The 20,938-nt window shown below is 73.8% G+C and carries 16 protein-coding genes; 11 read left to right on the forward strand and 5 right to left on the reverse strand.

Translation table 11 applies throughout. The annotated features are described in order from the left end of the window. Window positions 1-108: 108 nt before the first annotated feature. From CFP65_RS04605 to CFP65_RS04620, 4 genes are all read left to right on the forward strand, one after another. Window positions 109-993 (forward strand): M56 family metallopeptidase, encoded by an 885-nt coding sequence (locus tag CFP65_RS04605; protein WP_254552229.1) that lies wholly within the window; start codon window positions 109-111, stop codon window positions 991-993. Between the two features lie 70 nt (window positions 994-1,063). Beyond that, window positions 1,064-3,352 (forward strand): sialidase family protein, encoded by a 2,289-nt coding sequence (locus tag CFP65_RS40515; RefSeq protein ID WP_254552230.1) that lies wholly within the window; start codon window positions 1,064-1,066, stop codon window positions 3,350-3,352. A gap of 183 nt (window positions 3,353-3,535) precedes the next feature. Next, window positions 3,536-6,946, forward strand: a complete 3,411-nt coding sequence (locus CFP65_RS42005) for a CHAT domain-containing protein (RefSeq protein ID WP_104814870.1) — start codon at window positions 3,536-3,538, stop codon at window positions 6,944-6,946. Between the two features lie 153 nt (window positions 6,947-7,099). After that, window positions 7,100-7,777, forward strand: a complete 678-nt coding sequence (locus CFP65_RS04620) for a flavodoxin family protein (RefSeq protein ID WP_168219666.1) — start codon at window positions 7,100-7,102, stop codon at window positions 7,775-7,777. A gap of 20 nt (window positions 7,778-7,797) precedes the next feature. Here CFP65_RS04620 and CFP65_RS04625 read toward each other — a convergent pair whose 3' ends face one another. The 3 genes from CFP65_RS04625 to CFP65_RS04640 all read right to left on the reverse strand — a co-directional run bounded on the left by CFP65_RS04625 (window position 7,798) and on the right by CFP65_RS04640 (window position 10,360). Next, on the reverse strand, window positions 7,798-8,712 hold the full coding sequence (locus tag CFP65_RS04625) for a S8 family serine peptidase (protein ID WP_104820653.1): 915 nt from the start codon (window positions 8,710-8,712) through the stop codon (window positions 7,798-7,800). 386 nt (window positions 8,713-9,098) lie between these two features. After that, window positions 9,099-10,112 (reverse strand): hypothetical protein, encoded by a 1,014-nt coding sequence (locus CFP65_RS04635; RefSeq protein WP_217368139.1) that lies wholly within the window; start codon window positions 10,110-10,112, stop codon window positions 9,099-9,101. 17 nt (window positions 10,113-10,129) lie between these two features. After that, entirely contained in the window at window positions 10,130-10,360 is a 231-nt protein-coding gene (locus CFP65_RS04640; protein ID WP_104814873.1) for a hypothetical protein, read from the reverse strand. Window positions 10,361-10,607: 247 nt separating this feature from the next. On the opposite strand from CFP65_RS04640, the gene CFP65_RS04645 reads away from it, so the two are divergent. Next, complete coding sequence (locus CFP65_RS04645; RefSeq protein ID WP_104814874.1) at window positions 10,608-10,886, forward strand: hypothetical protein; 279 nt, start codon at window positions 10,608-10,610, stop codon at window positions 10,884-10,886. Window positions 10,887-11,072: 186 nt separating this feature from the next. Beyond that, window positions 11,073-11,408: a hypothetical protein gene (locus CFP65_RS04650; RefSeq protein WP_104814875.1), complete on the forward strand. Its 336-nt coding sequence runs from the start codon at window positions 11,073-11,075 to the stop codon at window positions 11,406-11,408. On the opposite strand, the gene CFP65_RS04655 is transcribed toward CFP65_RS04650, so the two are convergent. Next, complete coding sequence (locus tag CFP65_RS04655; RefSeq protein ID WP_371682361.1) at window positions 11,378-13,597, reverse strand: alpha-galactosidase; 2,220 nt, start codon at window positions 13,595-13,597, stop codon at window positions 11,378-11,380. The two genes, CFP65_RS04650 and CFP65_RS04655, sit on opposite strands and share 31 nt — an antisense overlap. A gap of 145 nt (window positions 13,598-13,742) precedes the next feature. On the opposite strand from CFP65_RS04655, the gene CFP65_RS04660 reads away from it, so the two are divergent. The 5 genes from CFP65_RS04660 (at window position 13,743) to CFP65_RS04680 (ending at window position 19,850) form a co-directional block, all read left to right on the forward strand. After that, window positions 13,743-14,903 carry an ROK family transcriptional regulator gene (locus CFP65_RS04660; RefSeq protein WP_104814876.1) on the forward strand — a complete coding sequence of 387 codons (1,161 nt, stop codon included), beginning with the start codon at window positions 13,743-13,745 and terminating at the stop codon, window positions 14,901-14,903. A 105-nt stretch (window positions 14,904-15,008) separates the two neighbouring features. Then, entirely contained in the window at window positions 15,009-16,271 is a 1,263-nt protein-coding gene (locus CFP65_RS04665; RefSeq protein WP_104814877.1) for an ABC transporter substrate-binding protein, read from the forward strand. Continuing rightward, window positions 16,268-17,224 (forward strand): carbohydrate ABC transporter permease, encoded by a 957-nt coding sequence (locus CFP65_RS04670; RefSeq protein ID WP_104814878.1) that lies wholly within the window; start codon window positions 16,268-16,270, stop codon window positions 17,222-17,224. Before CFP65_RS04665 ends, CFP65_RS04670 begins: the two co-directional genes overlap by 4 nt. Next, a complete protein-coding gene (locus tag CFP65_RS04675; protein WP_254552231.1) occupies window positions 17,221-18,075 on the forward strand; it encodes a carbohydrate ABC transporter permease in 855 nt (284 codons plus the stop codon). Before CFP65_RS04670 ends, CFP65_RS04675 begins: the two co-directional genes overlap by 4 nt. A 29-nt stretch (window positions 18,076-18,104) precedes the next feature. Then, window positions 18,105-19,850, forward strand: a complete 1,746-nt coding sequence (locus tag CFP65_RS04680) for a beta-galactosidase family protein (RefSeq protein ID WP_104814879.1) — start codon at window positions 18,105-18,107, stop codon at window positions 19,848-19,850. A gap of 1 nt (window position 19,851) precedes the next feature. On the opposite strand, the gene CFP65_RS04685 is transcribed toward CFP65_RS04680, so the two are convergent. Beyond that, complete coding sequence (locus CFP65_RS04685; RefSeq protein ID WP_158702038.1) at window positions 19,852-20,757, reverse strand: hypothetical protein; 906 nt, start codon at window positions 20,755-20,757, stop codon at window positions 19,852-19,854. Between the last annotated feature and the right edge of the window lie 181 nt (window positions 20,758-20,938).

Consider the following 20,938-nt stretch of genomic DNA (forward strand, 5'->3'; position numbering starts at 1 on the left):
ATGGCTCCCTCCAGATATCCCGTGCCCGGACTCACGATCAACACCCCGTCACTCGCACGAGGTTGGGGCGGCGAGCCACGGCCGACCCCCGAGCGGAGGCCAGCACCGATGTACTTCACCGTCTACCTGCTGCTCCTCACCCCCGCCGCCCTGGCCGCCACCGGCCCCGGCCTCACCCGCCGGCTGGCCCCGGCGGCAGCCGTCCGCGCGCTCGCCTGCCTCGCCGCCGCCGGCACCCTGGCCACCCTCTGGGCGCTGGCCGCACTCGCCCTGGCCGGTCTCGCCCACCCGCCCCAGGGCGACGAGACCGCGTTCGCCGCCGCCGACCCGGTGCCCAGGTGCCTCGGCCCGATCGCCGCAACTCTACTGGCCACAGCGGCGGTTCGGCTCGCCCTCACCACCTGGCGACGCCACCGGGACGGCCAGGCCCTGGCCGGGCTCCGGCACGCCCCGGCCGCCGGCGACCTGCTGGTGCTGCCCGAGGAGCGGCCCGACGCCTTCGCGCTGCCCGGCCACCCGGCCCGCATCGTGGTGACCGCCGGCATGCTCCGCGCCCTGCCAGCCGCCGAACGGGCAGCACTCCTCGCCCATGAACGTGCTCACCTGACGCATCGTCATCATCGTTACGCGGCGCTCGCCCAGGCCGCCGCAGCCGTCAACCCGCTGCTCGGCAGGCTGCGCGAGGAGCTCGCCTTCGGTCTCGAACGCTGGGCCGACGAGACCGCCGCCGAGGCCGTGGGCTCCCGTCAGCTCGCCGGCCGCGCGCTGGCCCGGGCCGCCCTGGCCACCACCGGCTGCGTCCCGAGCCCGCCGGCCACCCTCGCCTACCTCCGGCACCGGATCACCGCCCGGGTCGGCGCGCTCCGCGCGCCCCGCCCGGTCAGCCACTGGCCGCACGTCTGGCCGGCCGCCGCCGCGCTGGGCGTGGCCTCGGCAGCCGCCGGCGACCTCGCCTTCGCACTCGTCCGCCTCCTCAACGCCCTTGCGCCATAGGCGAGTAGCCGATCTTCCGAATCATGTCGCACATCTTGTGCGATGTCATGTGCAAGTCCAGACTTCCCAGGTGCGCGCACCCCTGTCCGAGTGGAGGATGCTCCACCCCACCGAGGAGATCCGGATGAACTCCCCCCGCACCAAGCCCGGCTGGCGCCGCTTAATCGCCACCCTCGCCTCCGCCTCGCTCGCCCTGGCCGGCGCCGCCTGGGCCACCACGCCGGCCACCGCCGCGAGCAGCATCACCAACGGTGACTTCGAGACCGGCAGCCTGACCGGCTGGACGGCCACCGGCACCACCGCCGTCACCACCAGCGGCGCCCACGGCGGCACCCACGCGGCGATGCTGGGCAGCACCTCGCCCACCAACGGCACCTCCTCGATCAGCCAGTCCTTCACCGCCCCCAGCGGCAGCCCACAGCTCGGCTTCTGGTACGCCGTGACCTGCCCGGACACCGTGACCTACGACTGGGCCACCGCCACGCTCAAGGACACCACCGCCAACACCACCAGCACCCTGCTGCCCAAGACCTGCACCAACGGGGCGGGTTGGAAGCAGGTGACCAGTGCGCTCACCGCCGGCCACGGCTACACGCTCACCCTCAGCAGCAAGGACGACAACTACGCCGGCGACGCGACCTACACGCTCTACGACGACGTCCAGGTCACCGGCTCGGCCACCAACGACTTCTCGCTCACCGACAGCCCGGCCTCGGCCACTGTCAACGCCGGCTCGGCCGCCACCACCACCGTCTCCACGGCCGTCACCGCCGGCGCCGCGCAGAGCATCTCCCTCTCGGCAAGCGGCCTGCCCACGGGCGCCTCGGCCGCGTTCAACCCGAGCTCGGTGACGGCGGGCGGCTCCAGCACGCTGACCGTCTCCACCGCCGCGAGCACCCCGTCCGGCAGCTACCCGATCACGGTGACCGGCACCGGCACCTCGGCCACCCACACCGCCGCCTTCACCCTGACCGTCAACGGCACCGGCCCGAGCCTGCTGCAGGTGAGCAGCGACCCGTTCACCAACTCCACCAGCCAGCACGCCACCGAGGTCGAGCCCGACACCTTCGCGTACGGCAACACCGTGGTCAGCTCCTCGCAGGTCGGCCGGTTCACCGACGGCGGCGGCTCGGACATCAGCTGGAACACCTCCACCGACGGCGGCACCACCTGGCAGCACGGCATGCTGCCGGGCATCACCACCTGGCAAGGCGGCGGCAGTTGGGCCCGGGTCTCCGACCCCTCGGTGGCCTACTCGGCCAAGTACGGCACCTGGCTGATCACCGGCCTGGTGATCGACGCCAACGCCAACGGCGCGGGGGTGAGCGTCAGCCGCTCGGCCGACGGCCTCAGCTGGCAGAACCCGGTGCTGGCGGTCGGCAACGACGGGCAGGGCTACGACAAGGAGTGGATCGTCTGCGACAACTCCACCGGCAGCCCGTACTACGGCAATTGCTACGTGGAGGTGGACATCACCTCCTCCGGCAACACCGTGATCATGTCCACCTCGCGGGACGGCGGCGCCACCTGGTCGGCCCCGCTCAGCCCCTCGGGCACCAACACCGGGCTCGGCGGGCAGCCGCTGGTGCAGCCGAACGGCACCGTGGTGGTGCCGTTCTCCACAGACGGCACCTCGATCCGCTCCTTCACCTCCACCAACGGCGGGTCCTCCTGGGGTGCCACCGTGCTGGTGTCGAGCGTGAGTTCGCACGGCGTGGCGGGCGGCCTGCGTGACGGCGAGGGCCTGCCCTCCGCCGAGATCGACGCGGCCGGCAAGGTCTACGTCTCCTGGCAGGACTGCCGGTTCCGCTCCGGCTGCCCGGCGAACGACATCGTCTACGCCACCTCGACCGACGGCACCACCTGGTCGGCGGTGACCCGGGTGCCGATCGACCCGACCACCAGCACGGTCGACCACTTCATCCCGGGCTTCGGCGTCGACCACGCCACCTCCGGCGCCACCGCCAAACTCGGCCTCTACTACTACTTCTACCCGAACACCAACTGCACGGCCACGACCTGCCAGTTGGAGGTGGGCTTCATCTCCTCCACCAACGGCGGCGCCACCTGGAGCACCGCCCAGACGGTGGCCGGCCCGATGTCCCTCGCCCAGCTCGCCAACACCACCCAGGGCAACATGGTCGGCGACTACCTCTCCGCCTCCGTGGTGAACGGCAAGGCCGTGGCGATCTTCGCCGTCGGCAAGACCCCGACCAACGGCCAGGCCTTCGACGAGGGCATGTACACCGTGACCGGCGGCCTCACCCTCCGCTCCGGCACCACCCCGTCCGCCACCGGCCCGGTCCGCTACACCGCCCCCGACCAACCGCGGCTCCGCCCGCCGACCGTCCGCCGCTGACCCGGCAGCCACCCCTGTCCCCGGCCTCCGGACTCACAACGGCGGCCGGGGACAGGCCTGTTCGGCCCCGGGCGGTCGGGATCCGGTCGGATTCCGGGCGTCGACCGGGCGCGGACCGGATCGGGCTGCGGCCGGAGCGGGGCGCTCGGCATAGTGGCGGTAGTCGGACGGGGGAGCTGGAAGATGACGGTGGACGGCACGGAGGACGGCGGCGTCCGGGGGCTGCGGGCCTGGGTCGCGGACGCGGAGCGGCGGGCCAAACGCCTGTTCCCCGTACTGCGGGGCGGGCCGGTGCCGCTCGGCGAGTGCGAGGACTCGATCTCCGAACTCGAGCAGCTGGTACCGCTGTTGGACCACGATCCGGAGGCGCTGGCGGTGGCGAGCGCCTGGCTGGGCGTCGCGCTGGCCATGCGGCAGCAGGCCGGCGGCGGCACGGCGGCGGACCGCGACCGGGCGGAGTCGCTGCTGCGCGAGGTGCGCGACGCTGATACCACCCTGGGCTCGCTGACGCCTGCGGAGCACCGCAAATGGGCCGCACTGGCCCTGGCGGGCCTGGTCTCCCCGCTGCAGGACCAGCCGGGAGCCCGCGACGTGCCCGACCTCTCGGCCCTGCTCGACTTCATCCAACGGGTCGGCCCGGCCGGGATGTTCAGCGCGGGCCGCGAGATGCAGGCGCTGCTCGCGGAGGCCGCCGACCTGCCGCTGCCGGCCGAGGCACTCGCCGAGCTGCGGAAGCTACGGCAGGTGAGCGAGGCGCCGACGCCCCAGGGCGTGGCCGAGCTGTTCGACGGCCTGCTGCCGCACGGCGACCCCTTCGCGGACGAGCTGCGCCGCCTGTTCACCACCCCCGGATCACCCGGCACCCCCGGCCCGGCCGCACCACCGCCTTCCTCCCCCTCCTCGCCTTCCTCCCCGGGTCCGACGGGCACCGCCGGCCCGGCCGGCCTGCCGTCCTTCGAGGACCTGCGGCGGATCGCCACCGGGCTGGACGCCGTCAATGCGGCCACCCACGGCCTCGACTCAGCGCTGGACGGCACTGATCCCCACCGGGCGCTCAACGACCTGCTCGCCCGCCTACAGGCCGTCCAGGAGCAGCCGCCCCCGGGCTTCGACCCGACGCGGCACCTGGAGGCGCTCAGGGCCCTGCTGCTCGGCCTCAGCCCGGCGGCCGGCGGCTCGCGCCAGGACCACGAGGCCGCGCGCCGACACCTGTCGGCCGTCGAGGAGGGTCTGGCCGCGATCCGGGGCAAGCTGCCGCCCGGGGTCGGGGACCCGATGGTGCTGGCCCGGGTGATGCGGATCTACGACCGCATCGTCGCTCTCGAACCGACCGTCGCCACCCCGGCCGCCATCGAGACCGCCCGCACCCTGGTGGCCGAGGCCGAGCAGTTGGCGGCCGAGATCGGCGAGGGGTTCTTCCGGGGCCTCGGCCTGCTGACCCTCGGCGCGGCCCGGGCCAAGCTCGGCCTGCTCACCCGCGACCGCGCGCTGCTGCTGGCCGGGGTGACCGGCTTCGAGGAGGGCACGGCCGCGCTCCGGGCGGCCGGCCCACCGTTCGGCACGCAGATCCCCGTGCCGGCCCTTCCCCACCTCGGCCTGCTGCGCGAGGCGCTGGCCGAACAGCCCTCGACCGCCGGCTCGAACCGGGAACCCGCACCGGACCCGGAGCCCGCTCCCCCGCACGCCCCGGCCGAGGAGGCGTACCAAGCCGCGCTCGCCCTGGGCCTCCGGTACGGGCAGACCCGGGACCGGGCGCTGCTGGACCGGATGATCGTCGAACTGGAGCGGCTCCGGGCCGCCGTCCGGGCGGGCCAGGCGCCCCGGATCGCCACCGAGGTGCTCTGGTACCTGGCCGAGGCGTACCGGGCGCGCTCGGTCGCCGACGACGACGTCCGGGATCTCACCGCGCTGGAGGCCGCCAAGGAGGCACTCACCGCGCTCGCCGCCGACGTCCTCCTCCAGGCCGGCGCCGAGCACGGGCTCACCGCCGCCCGTACGGGCGCCAGCCGGGGCGTGACGGCCGCGCTCTGGGCCGTCTCCCAGGGCCGGCTCCACGAGGCCGTGGCCGCACTGGAGTCGGGCCGCGCACTGGTGCTGCACGCCGCCTCCACCTCGGCCGCCGTCCCCGAACTCCTCGACCGGGACGGCCACCACACCCTGGCCACGGCCTGGCGGACCGCGACCGCCGGCACCCCCACCGACGACGCACCCACCGACCACGCACCCACCGACAGCAGCGCCACCGAAAGCACCGATGCCGAGAGCACCGATGCCGAAAGCGTCCCCGCCGAACTACCCAGCACCCTGCGCCGCCAGGCCCTGGAGGCGCTCGGTTACCGGCGGGCGGACGGCCTGCTGACCGCCCCCACCCTGGCCGAACTCTCCGACGCGCTGGCCGACAGCGACACCGACGCCCTGCTCTACCTGATCCCCGGCGACGCCGTCGCCCCCGGCGTGGTGCTCGCGGTCGCCCCAGCGCTCGGCGCCGGGGCCGCCGCCCAGGAGCAGCTCGGCGAGGCCCAGAGCGCCCCGCTCGAACGCTACCTGGACGCCGCCGCCGCGTACGACGCGGCGGGCACCGCACCGGGCGGCGGCGCGGTGCCCGGCGCGGCGGATCCGGCGCTGCGGCGGGCCTGGGAGGAGGCGCTCACCGCGCTCTGCGACTGGGCCGCCACCGTGGTCGGCCCGGTGCTCGACCAACTGGGCCGGGAACTGGCGCCCGACGGAAGGCCGTTGCGGATCGTCCTGGTCCCGTGCGGGCGGCTCGGGATCGTGCCCTGGCACGCCGCCCGGCGCGCCGACGGCGGGCCCCGGCCGTACCTCTGCCAGCGGGCCGTGATCAGCTACGCCGCCTCGGGCAGCCAGCTGCTGCGCACGCTGCGGCGCACCCCCCGGCCGCCGGCGGCGGCACCGGTCCTGCTGGCCGACCCGACCCAGAGCCTGCTGTACGCCGAGATCGAGGTGCTGGCCCTGCGGGACTCCTTCTACCCGACGGCCCGACTGGGCGGTGCTTTCTGGGAGTTGAGCCCGGAGGAGCTGACGCCGAGCACCCCGGAGGCCGTCCTCGACCACCTCGCCGAGGGCGTCTCGGTGCTGCACGTCGCCACCCACGGCTCGGCGGGCACCAGCCCCACCGCCTCCGCCCTCCACCTGCTCGCCCCGGAGCACACTCCCGCGCAGCTCACCGTCACCCGCCTGATCGAGTCCCAGCAGGCCCGACACCCCGGCCCGGACGGGCCGTTGGTGGTCCTGAGCGCCTGCCAGACCGACCTCTCCACCCGCGACCACGACGAGGCGCTCACCCTCACCACGGGGTTCATCACGGCCGGCGCCCGGGACGTGGTCGGCTCCCGCTGGTCCACCACCGACGGCGCCTCGGCCCTGCTGATGGCGGTGTTCCACCACCACCTCAACGTCGACCGCCTCAGCCCGGTGGACGCCCTGCGGGCCGCCCAGCTCTGGATGCTCGACCCGCAGCGGCAGAACCCGGGCTGCCTCCGCGGCGAGCTGCTCCGCGAACTGGACCGCCCCGACCTCGACCGGCTCCCCCACTGGGCCGCCTTCATCCACCAGGGCCACCCCGGCCCCGCCTGACCCCTCACCGCCGCAACTCGCCGCCGGACGGCGGAGGGTGCTGGCCCGGCGGCGGCCGGGGTGCTGCACTGGCCTCTCTCATCCTCATCCCGGAAGGAGATCGGTGCGGTGACGGACGGACAGGGTGTGCCACGGTTCGACGGGCTGAACGCGATGGTGATCAACTGCACGCTCAAGCGCTCGCCCGAGCGCAGCCACACCCAGGGGCTGATCGACATCAGCCGGGGCATCATGGAGCGCCAGGGCGTCGGCGTCGAGGTGGTCCGCGCGGTCGACCTCAACCTCGCGACCGGCGTCTGGCCGGACATGACCGAGCACGGCTGGGAGACCGACGAGTGGCCGGTGCTCTACTCCCGGGTGATGGCCGCCGACATCCTGATCCTCACCGGCCCGGTCTGGCTCGGTGACAACTCCTCGGTGATGAAGCAGGTGATCGAGCGGCTCTACGCCTGCTCCTCGATCCTCAACGAGCACGGCCAGTACGCCTACTACGGCCGGGTCGGCGGCTGCCTGATCACCGGCAACGAGGACGGCGCCAAGCACTGCGCGATGAACGTGCTCTACAGCCTCCAGCACCTCGGCTACACCATCCCGCCGCAGGCCGACGCCGCCTGGGTCGGCGAGGCGGGCCCCGGCCCCTCCTACCTCGACCCGGGCTCGGGCGGCCCGGAGAACGACTTCACCAACCGCAACACCACCTTCATGACCTGGAACCTGATGCACCTGGCGAAGCTGCTCAAGCAGTCCGGCGGCATCCCCGCGTACGGCAACCAGCGCTCGGAGTGGGACGCCGGCTGCCGCTTCGACTTCGAGAACCCCGAACACCGCTGACAGCCGCTCCCCCGGATCCGTCAGCCCCGCAGGCGCTCGTACGCGGACCAGGCGTCCAGCAGGGGCGGCACCACCGAGCGCCGTGCGGATGCGCGGGCGGTGCCGTGCAACACGGCCGCGCGGACCTCGGCCGGGGTGGCCCGGGGGAAGCAGGAGAGCAGCAGGGCGAGGGTGCCGACCACGTACGGGACGGCCACGCTGGTGCCCGAGAGCACCATTGGGCGCTCGCCCGGGTCGAGCTCCACCACGGCCCGTCCCGGTGCGCCGAGGCCGCGGGTGCCGATCGAGCCGCCGAGGTTGGACAGGCCCATCGGGCGGCGCCGGTCGTCGTATCCGACGACCGGGATGGTCCAGGGGTGCCGGGTCAGCGCGGAACCGCCCAGTCGGCCCTGGTTGCCGGCCGCGACGACGGTGAGCACCCCGCGCGCCGCTGCGTGGTCGAGAGCGGCCGTCAGCTCGCGATGCCCGCTGCTGGACGGCCGCTCGGGCGCCACACTCAGGTTGAGCACCCTGGCGCCGGCCTCGACGGCCTGCACCACGGCGGCGGCCAACTCCTCCGCCGGAGCGCTCAGCGGGATGGGCCGACCTGCCGACCCCGCCGCCCCGGCCGGGCCTGCCGACCCGGCCGACGCGGCGACCGGATCGGCGCGGTGGCCGGTGAAGATCGGACGGATCAGCAGGGTGCAGTCGGGGCAGATGCCCGGTGACGGCGAGGCGCGGTCGGCGCTCAGCACACCAGCGATGAAGCTGCCGTGCACGCAGGGTCCGTCACCCGCGCTCGCGCAGACGGCCCCGGCGCCGGCCCCGTCGGCCGCGGCGCCCGGTCGGCCGGGCAGGACGCGTAACCGCCGCCCCGCGAAGGCGGGTTGTCCGACCGCCACCAAGCCGTCGAGCAACCCGACGGCGACCTCCGGCCGACCGGCACTGCGCGCCATCAGCGGTGCGAGCCCAACCAGGTCGAGCGGCCTCACAAGGTCAGGTCCGGGCAGGTCGCATAGCAGTCCTTCAGGCAGTCGTGACACTTCCGGCCGAACGGCGCCCCCAGGCAGAGGGAGGAGCAGGACACCCGACACTCGGGGACGCAGGCCGGGTCGACCGCCGGCCACGGGTCCCTACCCGACCTCGCGGACGGTACCAAGGCCTCCGCCCGCGCCCGCCCGCCCCGGGAGAGTCCCGCGCGGTAGTGCCCCCGGCTCCGGTAGACCGCCGCCTCGGCGGTGAATCCTGGCATCCTCATCGGTACACACCTCGTCTCGGTACGGGCCCGCAGGCCCATCGAGCCCTGGGCGGGAGTGCTCCTCCCCGCCCGTCCCGGCTCCGCTCAGCGGTCGTAGTAGGCCGCCAACTTCCGCACCACGAAGGGAAACTCCTCGGTGCAGTCCAATCGCACGGCGAACTTCTCCGTGACGTCGCGCTGGCGGTGCGTGTAGGAGAGCACCACGTCGAGGATCCGGCGGGCGCCACTGAGTCTCGAGTCGAGGACCTCGACCGCGCTGAGCGCGGAGTTGCCCGCGAACGCCTCCACGGTCTTGTGGTAGATCCCCTGGTACCGGACGGCCAGGTAGTTGACCGCGCGGTGCTCGTCGGTGTCGCCGGCATTGTCGCCCAAGTTCAGGATCCGGCCGAGGAGTTCATGGGAGGCGGCCTCGAACCGGTCGGCCGGGATCTGTTCGGGCCGCTCAATCGCGCCGATCAACTCCGTGCTGTCGAAGGAGTAGAGCTGGTCGAAGAAGACCACCGGGAGCGTCAGGCCGTTGCAGAACGAGGGCGGCGCCAACGGCCCGCGCAGGCCGATCACCACGTCCAGGTCCGTCGGCCGCGGGTCGGGCCGGACGGCGTCCACCAGCAGCGCGAAGTCGGCCGGATCGCGGGGGCGCAGCAGATAGGTGTCAAGGCCCTGGATGTTCAGCACGTAACACAACTGCCGTGCAAGGTACCGGTTCTCGGGCTGGGAGATGACCGAGTGCACGGTCTGCCGGTCGCTCAGCCCCGAGGTCTCCAACCGGCCGACGGCCTGCGCCAGCTCCTTCTCGACCCCCAGGCTCGGGAAACGGAAGTCGATCTGGCCGATCGCGTAGACGAAGGCGGGTTGTTCCGCTGCTGCGGCGGGTTGCCCTCCGCCCGGGCCACCGCACCCGCAGGCCGGGGCGACGGGGGCGGAGGCGGGTTCGAGGCGGCCGGGTGGATCCGCCCAGGCTCCGCCGTAGACCGGATCCGACGCTAACTGCCCGCCGGCCGCTGGCGGTTCGATGCCCTTCGGCTCGACTGCCGTCGGCCCCACCGCGCCCGTGGCGCGGGGCGGCACCGGCCCCTGGAGGTCCTGGTCCTCTTCCATCGCTGCCTCCTCGGAGGTCAGTACCGCTGCCGACGGCTCGGCCCACCGGACACGACCAGCCGGCGGTTCAGCGCGGCGGCGCGGCGCTCGCAGCCACCGCAGGGCCGGATGCCCAGCGTCGCGGTGACCCGCTTGACGGCGTCGCCGAGCCCGATCTCCTGGTCCGTGACGAAACCCGGCAGCCGGACCCGCCGCGGCGTGCGCCCGGAGGCCTGTTCGCGGTGCTCTCGCTGCTCACCGGTCGCCATCTCGGATACTCCTCACCTGGTGTGGGCAGGAGGGAACTCGCACGCCGATGCCGTTCCGGAGACCGGGACCCGCTGCACGAGCGCGCACCCACGACGTCCCACACTTCCAGGCTCCGTCCGCACCGCCGTCCGCGCACCTCGGCGGGCCGACCGTCCTAACCTGGAAGGAGAGGGTGCCGGCCCACCGCGGACACACCGTCGGACCGCCGGGCCCTTACCCGACCGGGCCGAGACGGGAGGACCCACCATGACCATCCCCGGATTCCACACCGAGCCGGCCGTCCACCCCACCGCCGTCCCCTACCGGTCACCCGGCCCGCCCCGCACCGCGCCCGCCGACCGCATCGCGCCGATGTTCACCCAGGAGCAGCTCGACCTGATCAACAGGTGCGAGCACGACTACGACCTCTGCGAGGACAGCTGCGCCCCGCTCATGGACAACTATTACGCCTGGCAGCCGTGCAACGCCGACTGCCTGCAGTCCTGGGTGATCTGCATGAATCCCGGTTCGGATCCGCAGGGCTAACGGCCATACGGGCTTGGCCGGGAGGTGATCCGCGTCCGCCCCCGGCGGATCGTGGCCTGGAACCCGGAGACCCGGGGTTCCGTCGCCCGCAGGGTCGGCTGAGGCCACGCGCCGGGCCGACGCCACAGGCCGCGACCGCAGGCCGGTACGCTCGGGGCTTCTTCCGACCGAGCAGGAGTCCTGGCGATGAGCGTGTACCGGCGAAGAGCGGGGCTCGTGGTGCTGATGGGGCTGGTCGCCGGCGGGGTGGCCGACTGCGGACCCAACACCGACGCGTACGTGGCGCTGCAGAACGCGATGAAGACCCACCTCACCGACGTGGACCACCGGCCGGTCGCCTCGGTGGCCTGCACGCCGCACGTGCACGACACCACCCGCGGCGACTCCGCCCACCTGCGCTGCACGGTGGTGTTCCAGGACGGCAGCTCGTACACCGCCGGTGCGACGATCAAGAACCAGAACGACGGCGGGCGGCACAACATGCCCGACCTCTACAGCTGGGACGCACCACCGGCGCCCTGAGCCCGGACGGGCCCGGGTCCTTCCGGTCGGTCCACCCGGCTCAGGCGGAGCAGGCGGCTGGCGTGGTCGCCGGGCGGGAGGTCGAGCGGGAGGCCCGGGCCGGTGAGGAGGGCGCCGACGTGGATCTCTCCGGTGTCGAGGTCGCGGTAGTGGGCGGTGGGGTCGAGGGCGGGCAGCCGCAGCGGGGCGGGCGGGTGGCCGAAGCGGGTGGTGGGGCGGCGGACCAGGACGGCGTGGGCGGTGCCGTCGGGGGCGGCGTAGTGGACGGCGGTGGTGGCCTCGTCCAGGGTGAGCCGGTGCTGGTGGCCGAGTTGGACCAGCGGGCGGATCTCCTTGTAGCGGGCGACCAGCTCGGCGGCCTCGGCCAGTTCGGCCTCCGTCCAGCGGGAGAGGTCGCCGCCGAGCCCGAGGGCGCCGGCCATCGCCGAGTGGAACCGGAACCGCAGCGGGGTGGCCCGGCCGGTGGCGCCGTTGGGGCTGTCGGTGACCCAGGCGGCCATGGTCTGGGCGGGGTGGAGCTGGCTGTAGCCGTGCTGGATGGCGAGCCGGTCGACCGGGTCGGTGTTGTCGGAGATCCAGACCTGATCGGTGCGGGCGAGCACGGCCAGGTCGGCCCGGCCGCCACCGCCCGCGCAGGCCTCGATCCGCAGGCCGGGGTGGTCGGCGCGGAGCCGGTCCATGATCGTGTGGACGGCCCGCACGTGGTCGATCCAGAGCCGGTCCGGATCCGGGTGGCCGGCTCGACCGGCCTCGGTGAACGGGCGGTTGTCGTCCCACTTGAGCCAGTCGACGGCGTACTCGGTGACCAGCCGGTCGAGGGTGGCGTGCACCCGGTGGGCCACCTCGGGGCGGGCCAGGTCGAGCACCAGTTGGTGGCGCAGCTCGGTGGCCGTCCGGGTCGGGGCATGCAGCACCCAGTCGGGGTGGGCGCGGAAGAGGTCACTGTCGCGGTTGACCATCTCCGGCTCCACCCAGAGCCCGAACTCCATTCCCAGCGCGTGGACTTCATCCGCCAGCGGCCGCAGCCCGGCCGGGAAGGCGGCGGGGCGCGGATGCCAGTCGCCGAGCCCGGCCCGGTCGTCGGCGCGGGCACCGAACCAGCCGTCGTCCAGCACGAAGAGCTCGGCGCCGACCCGGGCGGCGAGCCGGGCGAGCGCCAGCTGACCGGGCAGGTCGACCGAGAACCCGGTGGCCTCCCAGGAGTTGTAGAGCACCGGCCGGTCCCGCTCGGGCTCGGGGAGGACGTGCGCGCGCAGGTGGGCGTGCCAGGCGCGGCTGGCCCCGCCGAAGCCGTCCCGGGTGTACAGACCGGCGAAGACGGGGGTGCGCAGCGTCTCGCCGGGCCGGAGCGACCAGCCGAGGCCCTCGTGGCCGAAGCCACCGGTCCAGGTGGTGCGGCCGACCGGGTCGCGGTGCACGGTGATCCGCCAACTCCCGCTCCAGGCCAGCGCGGTGCTCCAGACCTCGCCCTGCTCCTCGCTCGCCCCGCCCTCGTCGAGGGCCAGCCAGGGTTGGGCGTGGTGACTGGTCAGGCCGCGCCGGCTGGTCAGCGTGGTCTCGGCCACCGGCAGGCGGTCGCGGCGGAGTTGGAACTCGCTGTTCCAGCCGCCGACCAGGTGGCTGAGCCGGTAGTCGGCCAGCCGGGGCACCGTCCAGGCGGCCGAGTCGAGCCGGGTGACGGTGATCGGCGAGTCCTCGGGGCCGCCGGTGTGGGCGAGTTCGGTCCAGCGCTCGATCACCTCGCTGTCCGGGTGGATCCGGTAGCAGAGCTCGGCGGCCAGCGGGTAGTGACGGTCCGTCAGGTGCAGCCGCAGCTCCAGGCCCTCGATCCGGTGGCCGGCGAACCGCCACTGGGCGCCGCTGGTGCCGTCGCCGAACCGGACCTGGAGCCCGGCCGGGCCGTACCGGGCGCCGGTCTGCGGGGCGAGTTCGTCGGCGGCGGCCTCGCCCTCGAAGCTGCTCGCCGCGGGCGAGCGGGGGTGCGGCAGGGCGGCCGGATCGACCCCCGGCGGCCCCCAGTACAGGTGGCGGGGGCTGCCGTCGGGGTCGAGGCGGAGCGCGTACAGGCTGTGCGGCATACGCAGGGTGGCGATCCCGCGCTCGGGATCGAAGGAGACGGCGTCGAAGGATACGGCGTCGATGGGGACAGCGTCAGAAGGGACGGCGGCGAACGGGACGGCGGCGGGCACGGATGGGGCTCCCGGGGTCGCGGGCACGAACGGAGCGGCGGTCACGGCGGCGAGGGGCCGGCACGGAAGTGACCCGAGAGTAGGGCGAGTTGAGCGGGCAAATCAATACTGGACGAAGTTATTTATTTGCCGGTAGCTTGCAGCCGTGTTTCCGAACCATGCGCAGCCACTGGTCTCCGCACCGGCCGAGACCGCCGTCCTCGCCCTCCTGCTCGCCGAAGGCCCGCTCAGCCGGGTCGAGTTGGCCCGCCGGGCCGGGCTCTCCTCCACCGCCGTCACCAAGGCCGCCCGCCCGCTGATCGAGGACGGCTACCTGCACGAACTCCCGCCGGAGCGCACCGCCCCGGGCGCCGGACGGCCCGTCAACCCGCTTGCGGTGACGGCCGATCGTGAGTACTTCGCCGGTGTGAAGATCAGCGCCGAGGCGCTGTACGGCACGGTCTGCGACCTGCGCGCCGGGGTCCGGGCCACCGCCGAGCGGCGGCTCGGCGCGGACCGGGGGCCGGCCGCCGTCTGCGCGCTGCTGCACGAGCTGGTGGACGAACTCCTCGGCAGTGCACCGGAGTTCCGGGAACGCACCCGCCACCTCGGCATCGCCGTCTCCGGCGACGTGGACCGCCCGGCCGGCCGGGTGCGGTACTCGGTGCTGCCCGGCTGGCAGGACGTGCCGGTGGCCGAGACGGTGGCCCGGGCCACCGGCCTGAGCGTCACCGTGGAGAACGACGTCAAGGCGCTCACGGTGGCCGAGCACTGGTTCGGCGAGGGCATCGGCACCGAGTACTTCGCGCTGGTCACCATCGGTGCGGGCATCGGCTCCGGGCTGGTCGTGGGCGGCCAACTGGTCTCCGGGGCCTACGGGGTGGCCGGCGAGATGGGCCACCTGAGCATCGACCCGGCCGGCCCGCGCTGTCACTGCGGCCAGACCGGCTGCGTGGAGGCGATCGCCTCCAGCGACGCGATCCGGGACGCCGTCCGCCGGGCCGGCGGCGACCCGGAGTTGGACTTCGACGGCGCCGTGCTGCTCGCCCGGGCCGGGGAGCCCGCCGCCCGCGCGGCCTTCGCCCGGGCCGGGCAGGCGATCGGCACCGGGATCGCCACCCTGGTCAACCTGCTCGGCCCCGAGCGGGTGGTGGTCACCGGCGAAGGGCTCGACACCTACGACCTGTTCGGCGTGCACATCCGGGAGGCGTACGCCGCGCACTGCTTCAAGGCCGCCGCCGCGTGCCCGCTGACCCTGCGCCCGCTCCCCTGGGAGGAGTGGGCCCGGGGCGCCGCCGTGCTGGGCATCCAGGCGCTCTTCCCGTAGCCACCGAGACTTCCCGGTCGGTGTCCACCGCCCCAAGCCTGGCAGCGAAGACGGCGGACACCGACCGGGCGGACGACACACCCCACCCACCCGCAAGGACGTGACATGAGTGCTCGCAGCCCGGAGCTTAGCCGACGCGGATTCCTCGCCGGCTCGCTCCTGTTCGTCGCCGGCTCCGCCGTCGCCTGCAGTACCGACCCCACCGGTGGCGCGAAGGCCACCCTGAACGTCTGGTTCCACGCCTACGGCGAGGCCGGCACCCAGCAGGCCGCCACCCGCTACGCGGAGGGCTTCACCAAGGCCCACCCGGACATCGCGGTGAAGGTCACCTGGGTGCCCGGGGACTACACCACCAAGCTCAACTCCACCCTGCTCACCGCCGCCGCCCCCGACGTGTTCGAGATCGGCGACTTCAACGAGGGCCTGGCCCGGCGCGGCCAGATCGCCGCCCTGGACGACGTGTACGGCAGCGAGAAGGCCGACTTCAACCGGGGCGACCTCGACTACGTGACGGTGGACGGCAGGCTCTACGGCATCAAGACGCTCGACGACGTGATGATGCTCTACTACCGCAGGAGCACCCTCGCCAAGGCCGGCCTCACCCCGCCCACCACCTTCGACGAGCTGGCCACCACGGCCAAAGCGCTCAGCGGCAAGAACGCCAAGGGCCTGTTCCTCGGCAACGACGGCCTCGGCGACAGCGCGCTGCTCGCCGTCCGCTCCAACGGCGGCGACCTGGTCACCGACGGCACGGTGGCCTTCGCCTCCCCGCAGGCCGTGGCGGCGGTGGCCGGGCTCAGGCGGCTGCACGACGACCGCTCGCTGCTGCTCGGCTTCACCACCGACTGGTGGGACCCGTCCGCGCTCACCCAGGGCCTGGCCCCGATGCAGTGGTGCGGCCTCTGGGCCATGCCAGCCATCCAGACCGCGCTCGGTGACGACTTCGGCGTGCTGCCCTGGCCCGCGTTCAAGCCCGGCGGCAGCCCGGTGCTGCGGGTCGGCGGCTGGACCAGCTGCGTCAACGCCAAGGGCAGGCACGTGGACGCGGCCAAGCAGTTCGTGCGCTGGCTGTGGATCGAGCAGACCGGTCTGCAGCAGGACTGGTCGCAGAGCTACGGACTGCACCTGCCGCCGCGCGGCTCGGTCGCCGCCGGCGCCGAGAAGCTCACCCGGGGCGCCGCTCAGGAGGCGGTCCGGCTCGCCGGGAAGTACGGCAAGTCCAACCCGAACACCTGGGACACCGCCGTGGCCACCGCCTTCAACGCCGCCGCCGCGAAGATCCTCGCCGGCCAGGGCGATCCGGCCGCACTGCTGACGGCCGCCGCCGCCCAGGCCCAGGCCGACGTGGACCAGCAGCGGGCCCGATGACCGCCGCCCCTACGGTCGGGACGGGCCCGACGGCCGCACCCGCCGTTCGAAAGCGCGCCGACCTCCGCACCTGGTCGGCGTTCGCCCTGCTGACCGCCCCGATGCTGCTCGGCCTGGGCCTGTTCAAGTACCTGGCGATCGGCTGGAGCTTCCTGCTCAGCCTCAGCGACGCGCACGGCTCGATCGCGCTCGGCCACTGGGTCGGCCTGGCCAACTACCGCCAGCTGCTGGCCGATCCGGCCTTCCGCCGCTCGCTGGGCCAGATCCTGCTGTTCACCGCCGTGGTCGTCCCGGTCACCTTCGCGGCCTCGCTCGGCCTGGCCCTGCTGGTGCACCGGGTGCGCCGGGGCCGGGCGGTGGTGCGCACCGCCTTCCTGGTGCCCACCGCCGTCTCCTACGTGGCGGCCTCGCTGCTCTGGAAGATGTGCCTGTTCAACGGCCTGCCGGCGGGCATCGCCAACACCCTCGGCGGCTGGTTCAAGATGGCGGCCGTGCCCTGGCTCCAGACCACCTCGCCGCCGCTGTACTGGATCGTGCTGATCACCCTCCGGCTCTGGCTGCAAGTCGGCTTCTACCTGGTGCTCTTCCTGGCCGGCCTGCAGCAGATCCCCCGGGAGCTGTACGAGGCCGCCGCGCTGGACGGCGCCGGCGGGCTGCGGCTGCTGCGCCGGATCACCCTGCCGATGCTGCGCGGCACCTCGGTGGCCGTGCTGATGCTCCAACTCATCGCCGCCTTCCAGGCGTTCGACGAGTTCTACAACCTCTTCGACAGCGGCCTCTCCGGCACCGCCGCCGCCCCCGTGCAGACCCCGCTGGTGTACCTCTACTCCACCGCGATGGGCGCCCAGAACTACGGCCTCGGCTCGGCCGGCGCCTTCCTGCTCACCGGGCTGATCGTGGGCGCGACGCTGATCCAGGGCCGGGTCACCGGCTTCGGCAAGGCCGCGAGGTGAGCCGGGCCACGGCTCCCAGCCGGCTCGGGCGCGCGCTGCGGCCCGGCCTGCGCGGTGTGTCGGTGGGCCTGCTGACGGCCCTCTTCCTGGCACCCTTCTACCTGATGCTGCGCAACGCGCTGATGGACTCCACCGCCCTGACCTCGCCGCACTGGGTCTGGTGGCCCGCCCACCTGCGCTGGGGCAACTTCGCCGCGCTGTTCACGGACCCCACCCTGCACCTGGGCCGATCGCTCGCCAACTCCCTGCTGATCGCCGGGATCACCGCCCCGGTCTCCACCCTGCTCGCCTCGGCCGCCGGCTACGCCTTCGCCCGGATCCCGGTGCCCGGGCGCGGCCTGCTGCTCGGACTGGTGGTGGCCACCCTGATGATCCCCGGCTCGGTCACCTTCGTGCCCACCTTCGTGGTGGTCGGCTCGCTCGGCGGGGTCAACACGCTCTGGGGCGTGATCGCGCCGGGCCTCTTCAACCCCTTCGCCGTCCTGCTGTTCCGCAACTTCTACCTCGGGCTCCCCACCGAGATCGAGGAGGCCGGCCGCCTGGACGGCCTCGGCTGGCTGGGCCTCTACCGCCGGCTCGCGCTGCCGAGCAGCGGCCCGCTGCTCGCCTCGCTCGGGGCGCTGGCCTTCATCGACAGCTGGAACGCCTTCCTCTGGCCGCTGGTCATCGGGCAGGACCCGTCGGCCTGGACGGCCCAGATCGCCCTCTCCACCTTCCTCACCGCCCAGACCGTCAACCTGCCCGGCCTGTTCGCCGGCGCCGTGGTGACCATCGCCCCGCTGGTGGCGATGTTCCTCATCGCCCAGCGGTACATCGTCGAAGGAATCACCAGCAGCGGCCTCAAGGGCTGACCGCACCCCACCACCAGGAGCACCCCGGCATGCCTCTACTGGAGCTCACCGCCGACGGATTCCGCCTCGGCGACACCCCCCTGCGCATCATCTCCGGCGGCCTGCACTACTTCCGCGTCCATCCCGGCCAGTGGGCCGACCGCCTGCACAAGGCCCGCCTGCTCGGCCTCAACACGGTCGAGACCTACGTGCCGTGGAACCTGCACGCCCCCACCCCCGGCGAGTTCCGCCTGGACGGCGGCCTCGACCTGCCCCGCTTCCTCGACCTGGCCGCCGCCGAGGGCCTGCACGTGCTGCTCCGCCCCGGCCCGTACATCTGCGCCGAGTGGGACGGCGGCGGCCTGCCCGGCTGGCTGCTCGCCGAGGAGACCATCCGGCTGCGCAGCCGCGACCCGCGCTTCCTGGCCGCCGTGGACGGCTACCTCGCCGCCCTGCTGAAGCCGCTGCGCCCGTACCTCTCCACCGCCGGCGGCCCGGTGATCGCCGTCCAACTCGAAAACGAGTACGGCGCGTTCGGCTCGGACACCGCCTACCTGGCCGAGCTGGCCGCGCTGCTGCGCCGGCACGGGGTGGACGTGCCGCTCTTCACCTGCGACCAGCCCGGCGACCTCGGCCCGGGCGGGCTGGACGGCGTGCTGCGCACGGTCAACTTCGGCAGCCGGGTGGCGGAGGGGCTGGCCGCCCTGCGCGCGCTCCAGCCCACCGGGCCGCTGATGTGCAGCGAGTTCTGGATCGGCTGGTTCGACCGCTGGGGCGCCGCCCACACCAGCCGCGACCCCGCCGACGCCGCCGCCGACCTCGGCCGGCTGCTGGCCGCCGACGCCTCCGTCAACATCTATCTGCTGCACGGCGGCACCAACTTCGGCTGCACCAACGGCGCCAACGACAAGGGGCGGTACCGCCCCACCGTCACCTCCTACGACTACGACGCCCTGCTCGACGAGGCCGGCGACCCCACTCCCAAGTACCACGCCTTCCGCGAGGTGATCGCCCGCCACGCCCCCGTCCCCGCCGACCCGGTACCCGGACCGGGCCCGAAGCTCACCCCACGCACCGTCGAACTCACCGAGACCGCAGGCCTGTTGGCCCAGTCACCACAGCTCGGCCGAGCCGTCGAGGCCGACCACCCGCTGACCATGGAGCAGTTGGGGCAGTCCTTCGGCTTCGTCCAGTACGAGACCGAGCTCCCCGAGGCCGGGCCCACCGTGCTGCGGGTCGGCCAAGTCCGCGACCGGGCCCAGGTCTTCGTCGACGGCCAGCCCGTCGGCACCCTGGAGCGGGAGCACCAGGAGCACGCCCTCGCCTTCACCGCCCCGCGCCCGGGCGCCCGGCTGGCCGTGCTGGTGGAGAACCAGGGCCGGATCAACTACGGCCCCGGCATCCACGACCGCAAGGGCCTGCTCGGCCCGGTCACCGTCAACGGCCGCGCACTGCAAGGCTGGCGCAGCCGGCCCCTCCCGCTGGACAACCTCGACGCCCTCGCCTTCACCCCGGCCACCCCCGTGGTCGGCCCGGCCTTCCACCGGGGCGGCTTCGAGCTCGACCGGCCCGCCGACGGCTACCTCGCCCTGCCCGGCTGGACCAAGGGCCTCGCCTGGATCAACGGCTTCCCGCTCGGCCGGTACTGGTCCCGCGGCCCGCAGGCCACCCTCTACCTGCCCGGCCCGGCGCTGCGCCCCGGCCGCAACGAGCTCACCGTCCTCGAGCTGCACGCCACCGCCTCCCCCACCGTCGAACTCCGGGACCGGCCGGACCTCGGCCCGACCCAGGAGTGACTCACCGTCCGCCGGCAGGCGGTGCCGAGTGCCCGAGCGGTCCGCGGAACCCCACCCGGTGCCGTCGCCGCAGCCGGACCACCTCGATCACCGCCGTCGCCGTCACCCCGACCGGCCCGGCCAGCAACCCGACCAGCGCCGGGCCGTGCGTGGAGGTGCCCTCGGTGTCCACCAGCCAGACGTGGCCCAGCACGGTCAGCCAGACCAGTGGCACGGCCGTCAGCGGCCGGGCCAGCGGGTGCGCCCGGACGGCGAAGTTGTTCCGGTGCACCAGGTAGATCACGCAGAGGTAGAACGGCCCGAACCAGATGGCCGCGAGTGCGGCGAGCACGGAGGACCGGTGCGCGGACTCCACCATCCCGGCGAAGACCAGCACGGTGAGCAGCCCCACCAGCAGCGGCCGGGCCACCGACCGCGCCACCAGCCGCCGGGTGCCCGGGTAGGCGAGCGCGACCAGCGGCACACAGCCCAGCACCAGCGAGATCGGGCCGGTCGCCAGCATCACGATGCTGTCCTCCCCGAGTACGGCGTTCAGGAAGTCATCCTTGGCCCAGGTGCCGGTCACCAGCCGCACCAGGTGCAGCAGCAGCCCCATCCCGAGCAGCGCCCGCGGCGTCAACAGCCGCTCCACCCAGGGGTCCACCGCCTCCGCGACCACCTCGGTCACCACAGGCCCGACGTACGGATCGAACACCTGCCCGCCGACCGTCCCGGCCACCCCCGAGGCGCTCAGCCGCATCGACCGGTACGGCCCGTACACCGTCCGGGCCAGCCGCCAGGGCAGCACCACGTCCAACACCCGCTGCCGCTGCGTCCGTTCCACCACCGGCGGGTCGGGCATCCGGTACGGCACCCGCCCATAGGCCGCCACCAACTCCGCCCGCGAGAGCCGCGCCCCCGACGCCACCACCACTGCTCCCCCACCCCCGCCACAGCCGATCCGACCGGTAGGGTCCCAGCCCGCCACCTCCCGCGCAATCCGATTCCCGCCGGCTCGATCCATCGCCCACGCAGGGCTTTCTGACGGACCGTCACTCTCTGCACGGGCACTACTCCCCGCGCAGCGCGATGGTCGGCGGCAGCCGCCC

The organism is Kitasatospora sp. MMS16-BH015 (assembly GCF_002943525.1).
Taxonomy (GTDB): Bacteria; Actinomycetota; Actinomycetes; order Streptomycetales; family Streptomycetaceae; genus Kitasatospora.

What these genes read in the sequence shown, in the direction of transcription:
- CFP65_RS04605 (WP_254552229.1), top strand. Translation starts at nt 109, where the DNA reads ATGTACTTCACCGTCTACCTGCTGCTCCTCACCCCCGCCGCCCTGGCC.
- CFP65_RS42005 (WP_104814870.1), top strand. Translation starts at nt 3,536, where the DNA reads ATGACGGTGGACGGCACGGAGGACGGCGGCGTCCGGGGGCTGCGGGCC.
- CFP65_RS04620 (WP_168219666.1), top strand. Translation starts at nt 7,100, where the DNA reads ATGGTGATCAACTGCACGCTCAAGCGCTCGCCCGAGCGCAGCCACACC.
- CFP65_RS04625 (WP_104820653.1), bottom strand. Translation starts at nt 8,712, where the DNA reads ATGGCGCGCAGTGCCGGTCGGCCGGAGGTCGCCGTCGGGTTGCTCGAC.
- CFP65_RS04635 (WP_217368139.1), bottom strand. Translation starts at nt 10,112, where the DNA reads ATGGAAGAGGACCAGGACCTCCAGGGGCCGGTGCCGCCCCGCGCCACG.
- CFP65_RS04640 (WP_104814873.1), bottom strand. Translation starts at nt 10,360, where the DNA reads ATGGCGACCGGTGAGCAGCGAGAGCACCGCGAACAGGCCTCCGGGCGC.
- CFP65_RS04645 (WP_104814874.1), top strand. Translation starts at nt 10,608, where the DNA reads ATGACCATCCCCGGATTCCACACCGAGCCGGCCGTCCACCCCACCGCC.
- CFP65_RS04650 (WP_104814875.1), top strand. Translation starts at nt 11,073, where the DNA reads ATGAGCGTGTACCGGCGAAGAGCGGGGCTCGTGGTGCTGATGGGGCTG.
- CFP65_RS04665 (WP_104814877.1), top strand. Translation starts at nt 15,009, where the DNA reads ATGAGTGCTCGCAGCCCGGAGCTTAGCCGACGCGGATTCCTCGCCGGC.
- CFP65_RS04670 (WP_104814878.1), top strand. Translation starts at nt 16,268, where the DNA reads ATGACCGCCGCCCCTACGGTCGGGACGGGCCCGACGGCCGCACCCGCC.
- CFP65_RS04680 (WP_104814879.1), top strand. Translation starts at nt 18,105, where the DNA reads ATGCCTCTACTGGAGCTCACCGCCGACGGATTCCGCCTCGGCGACACC.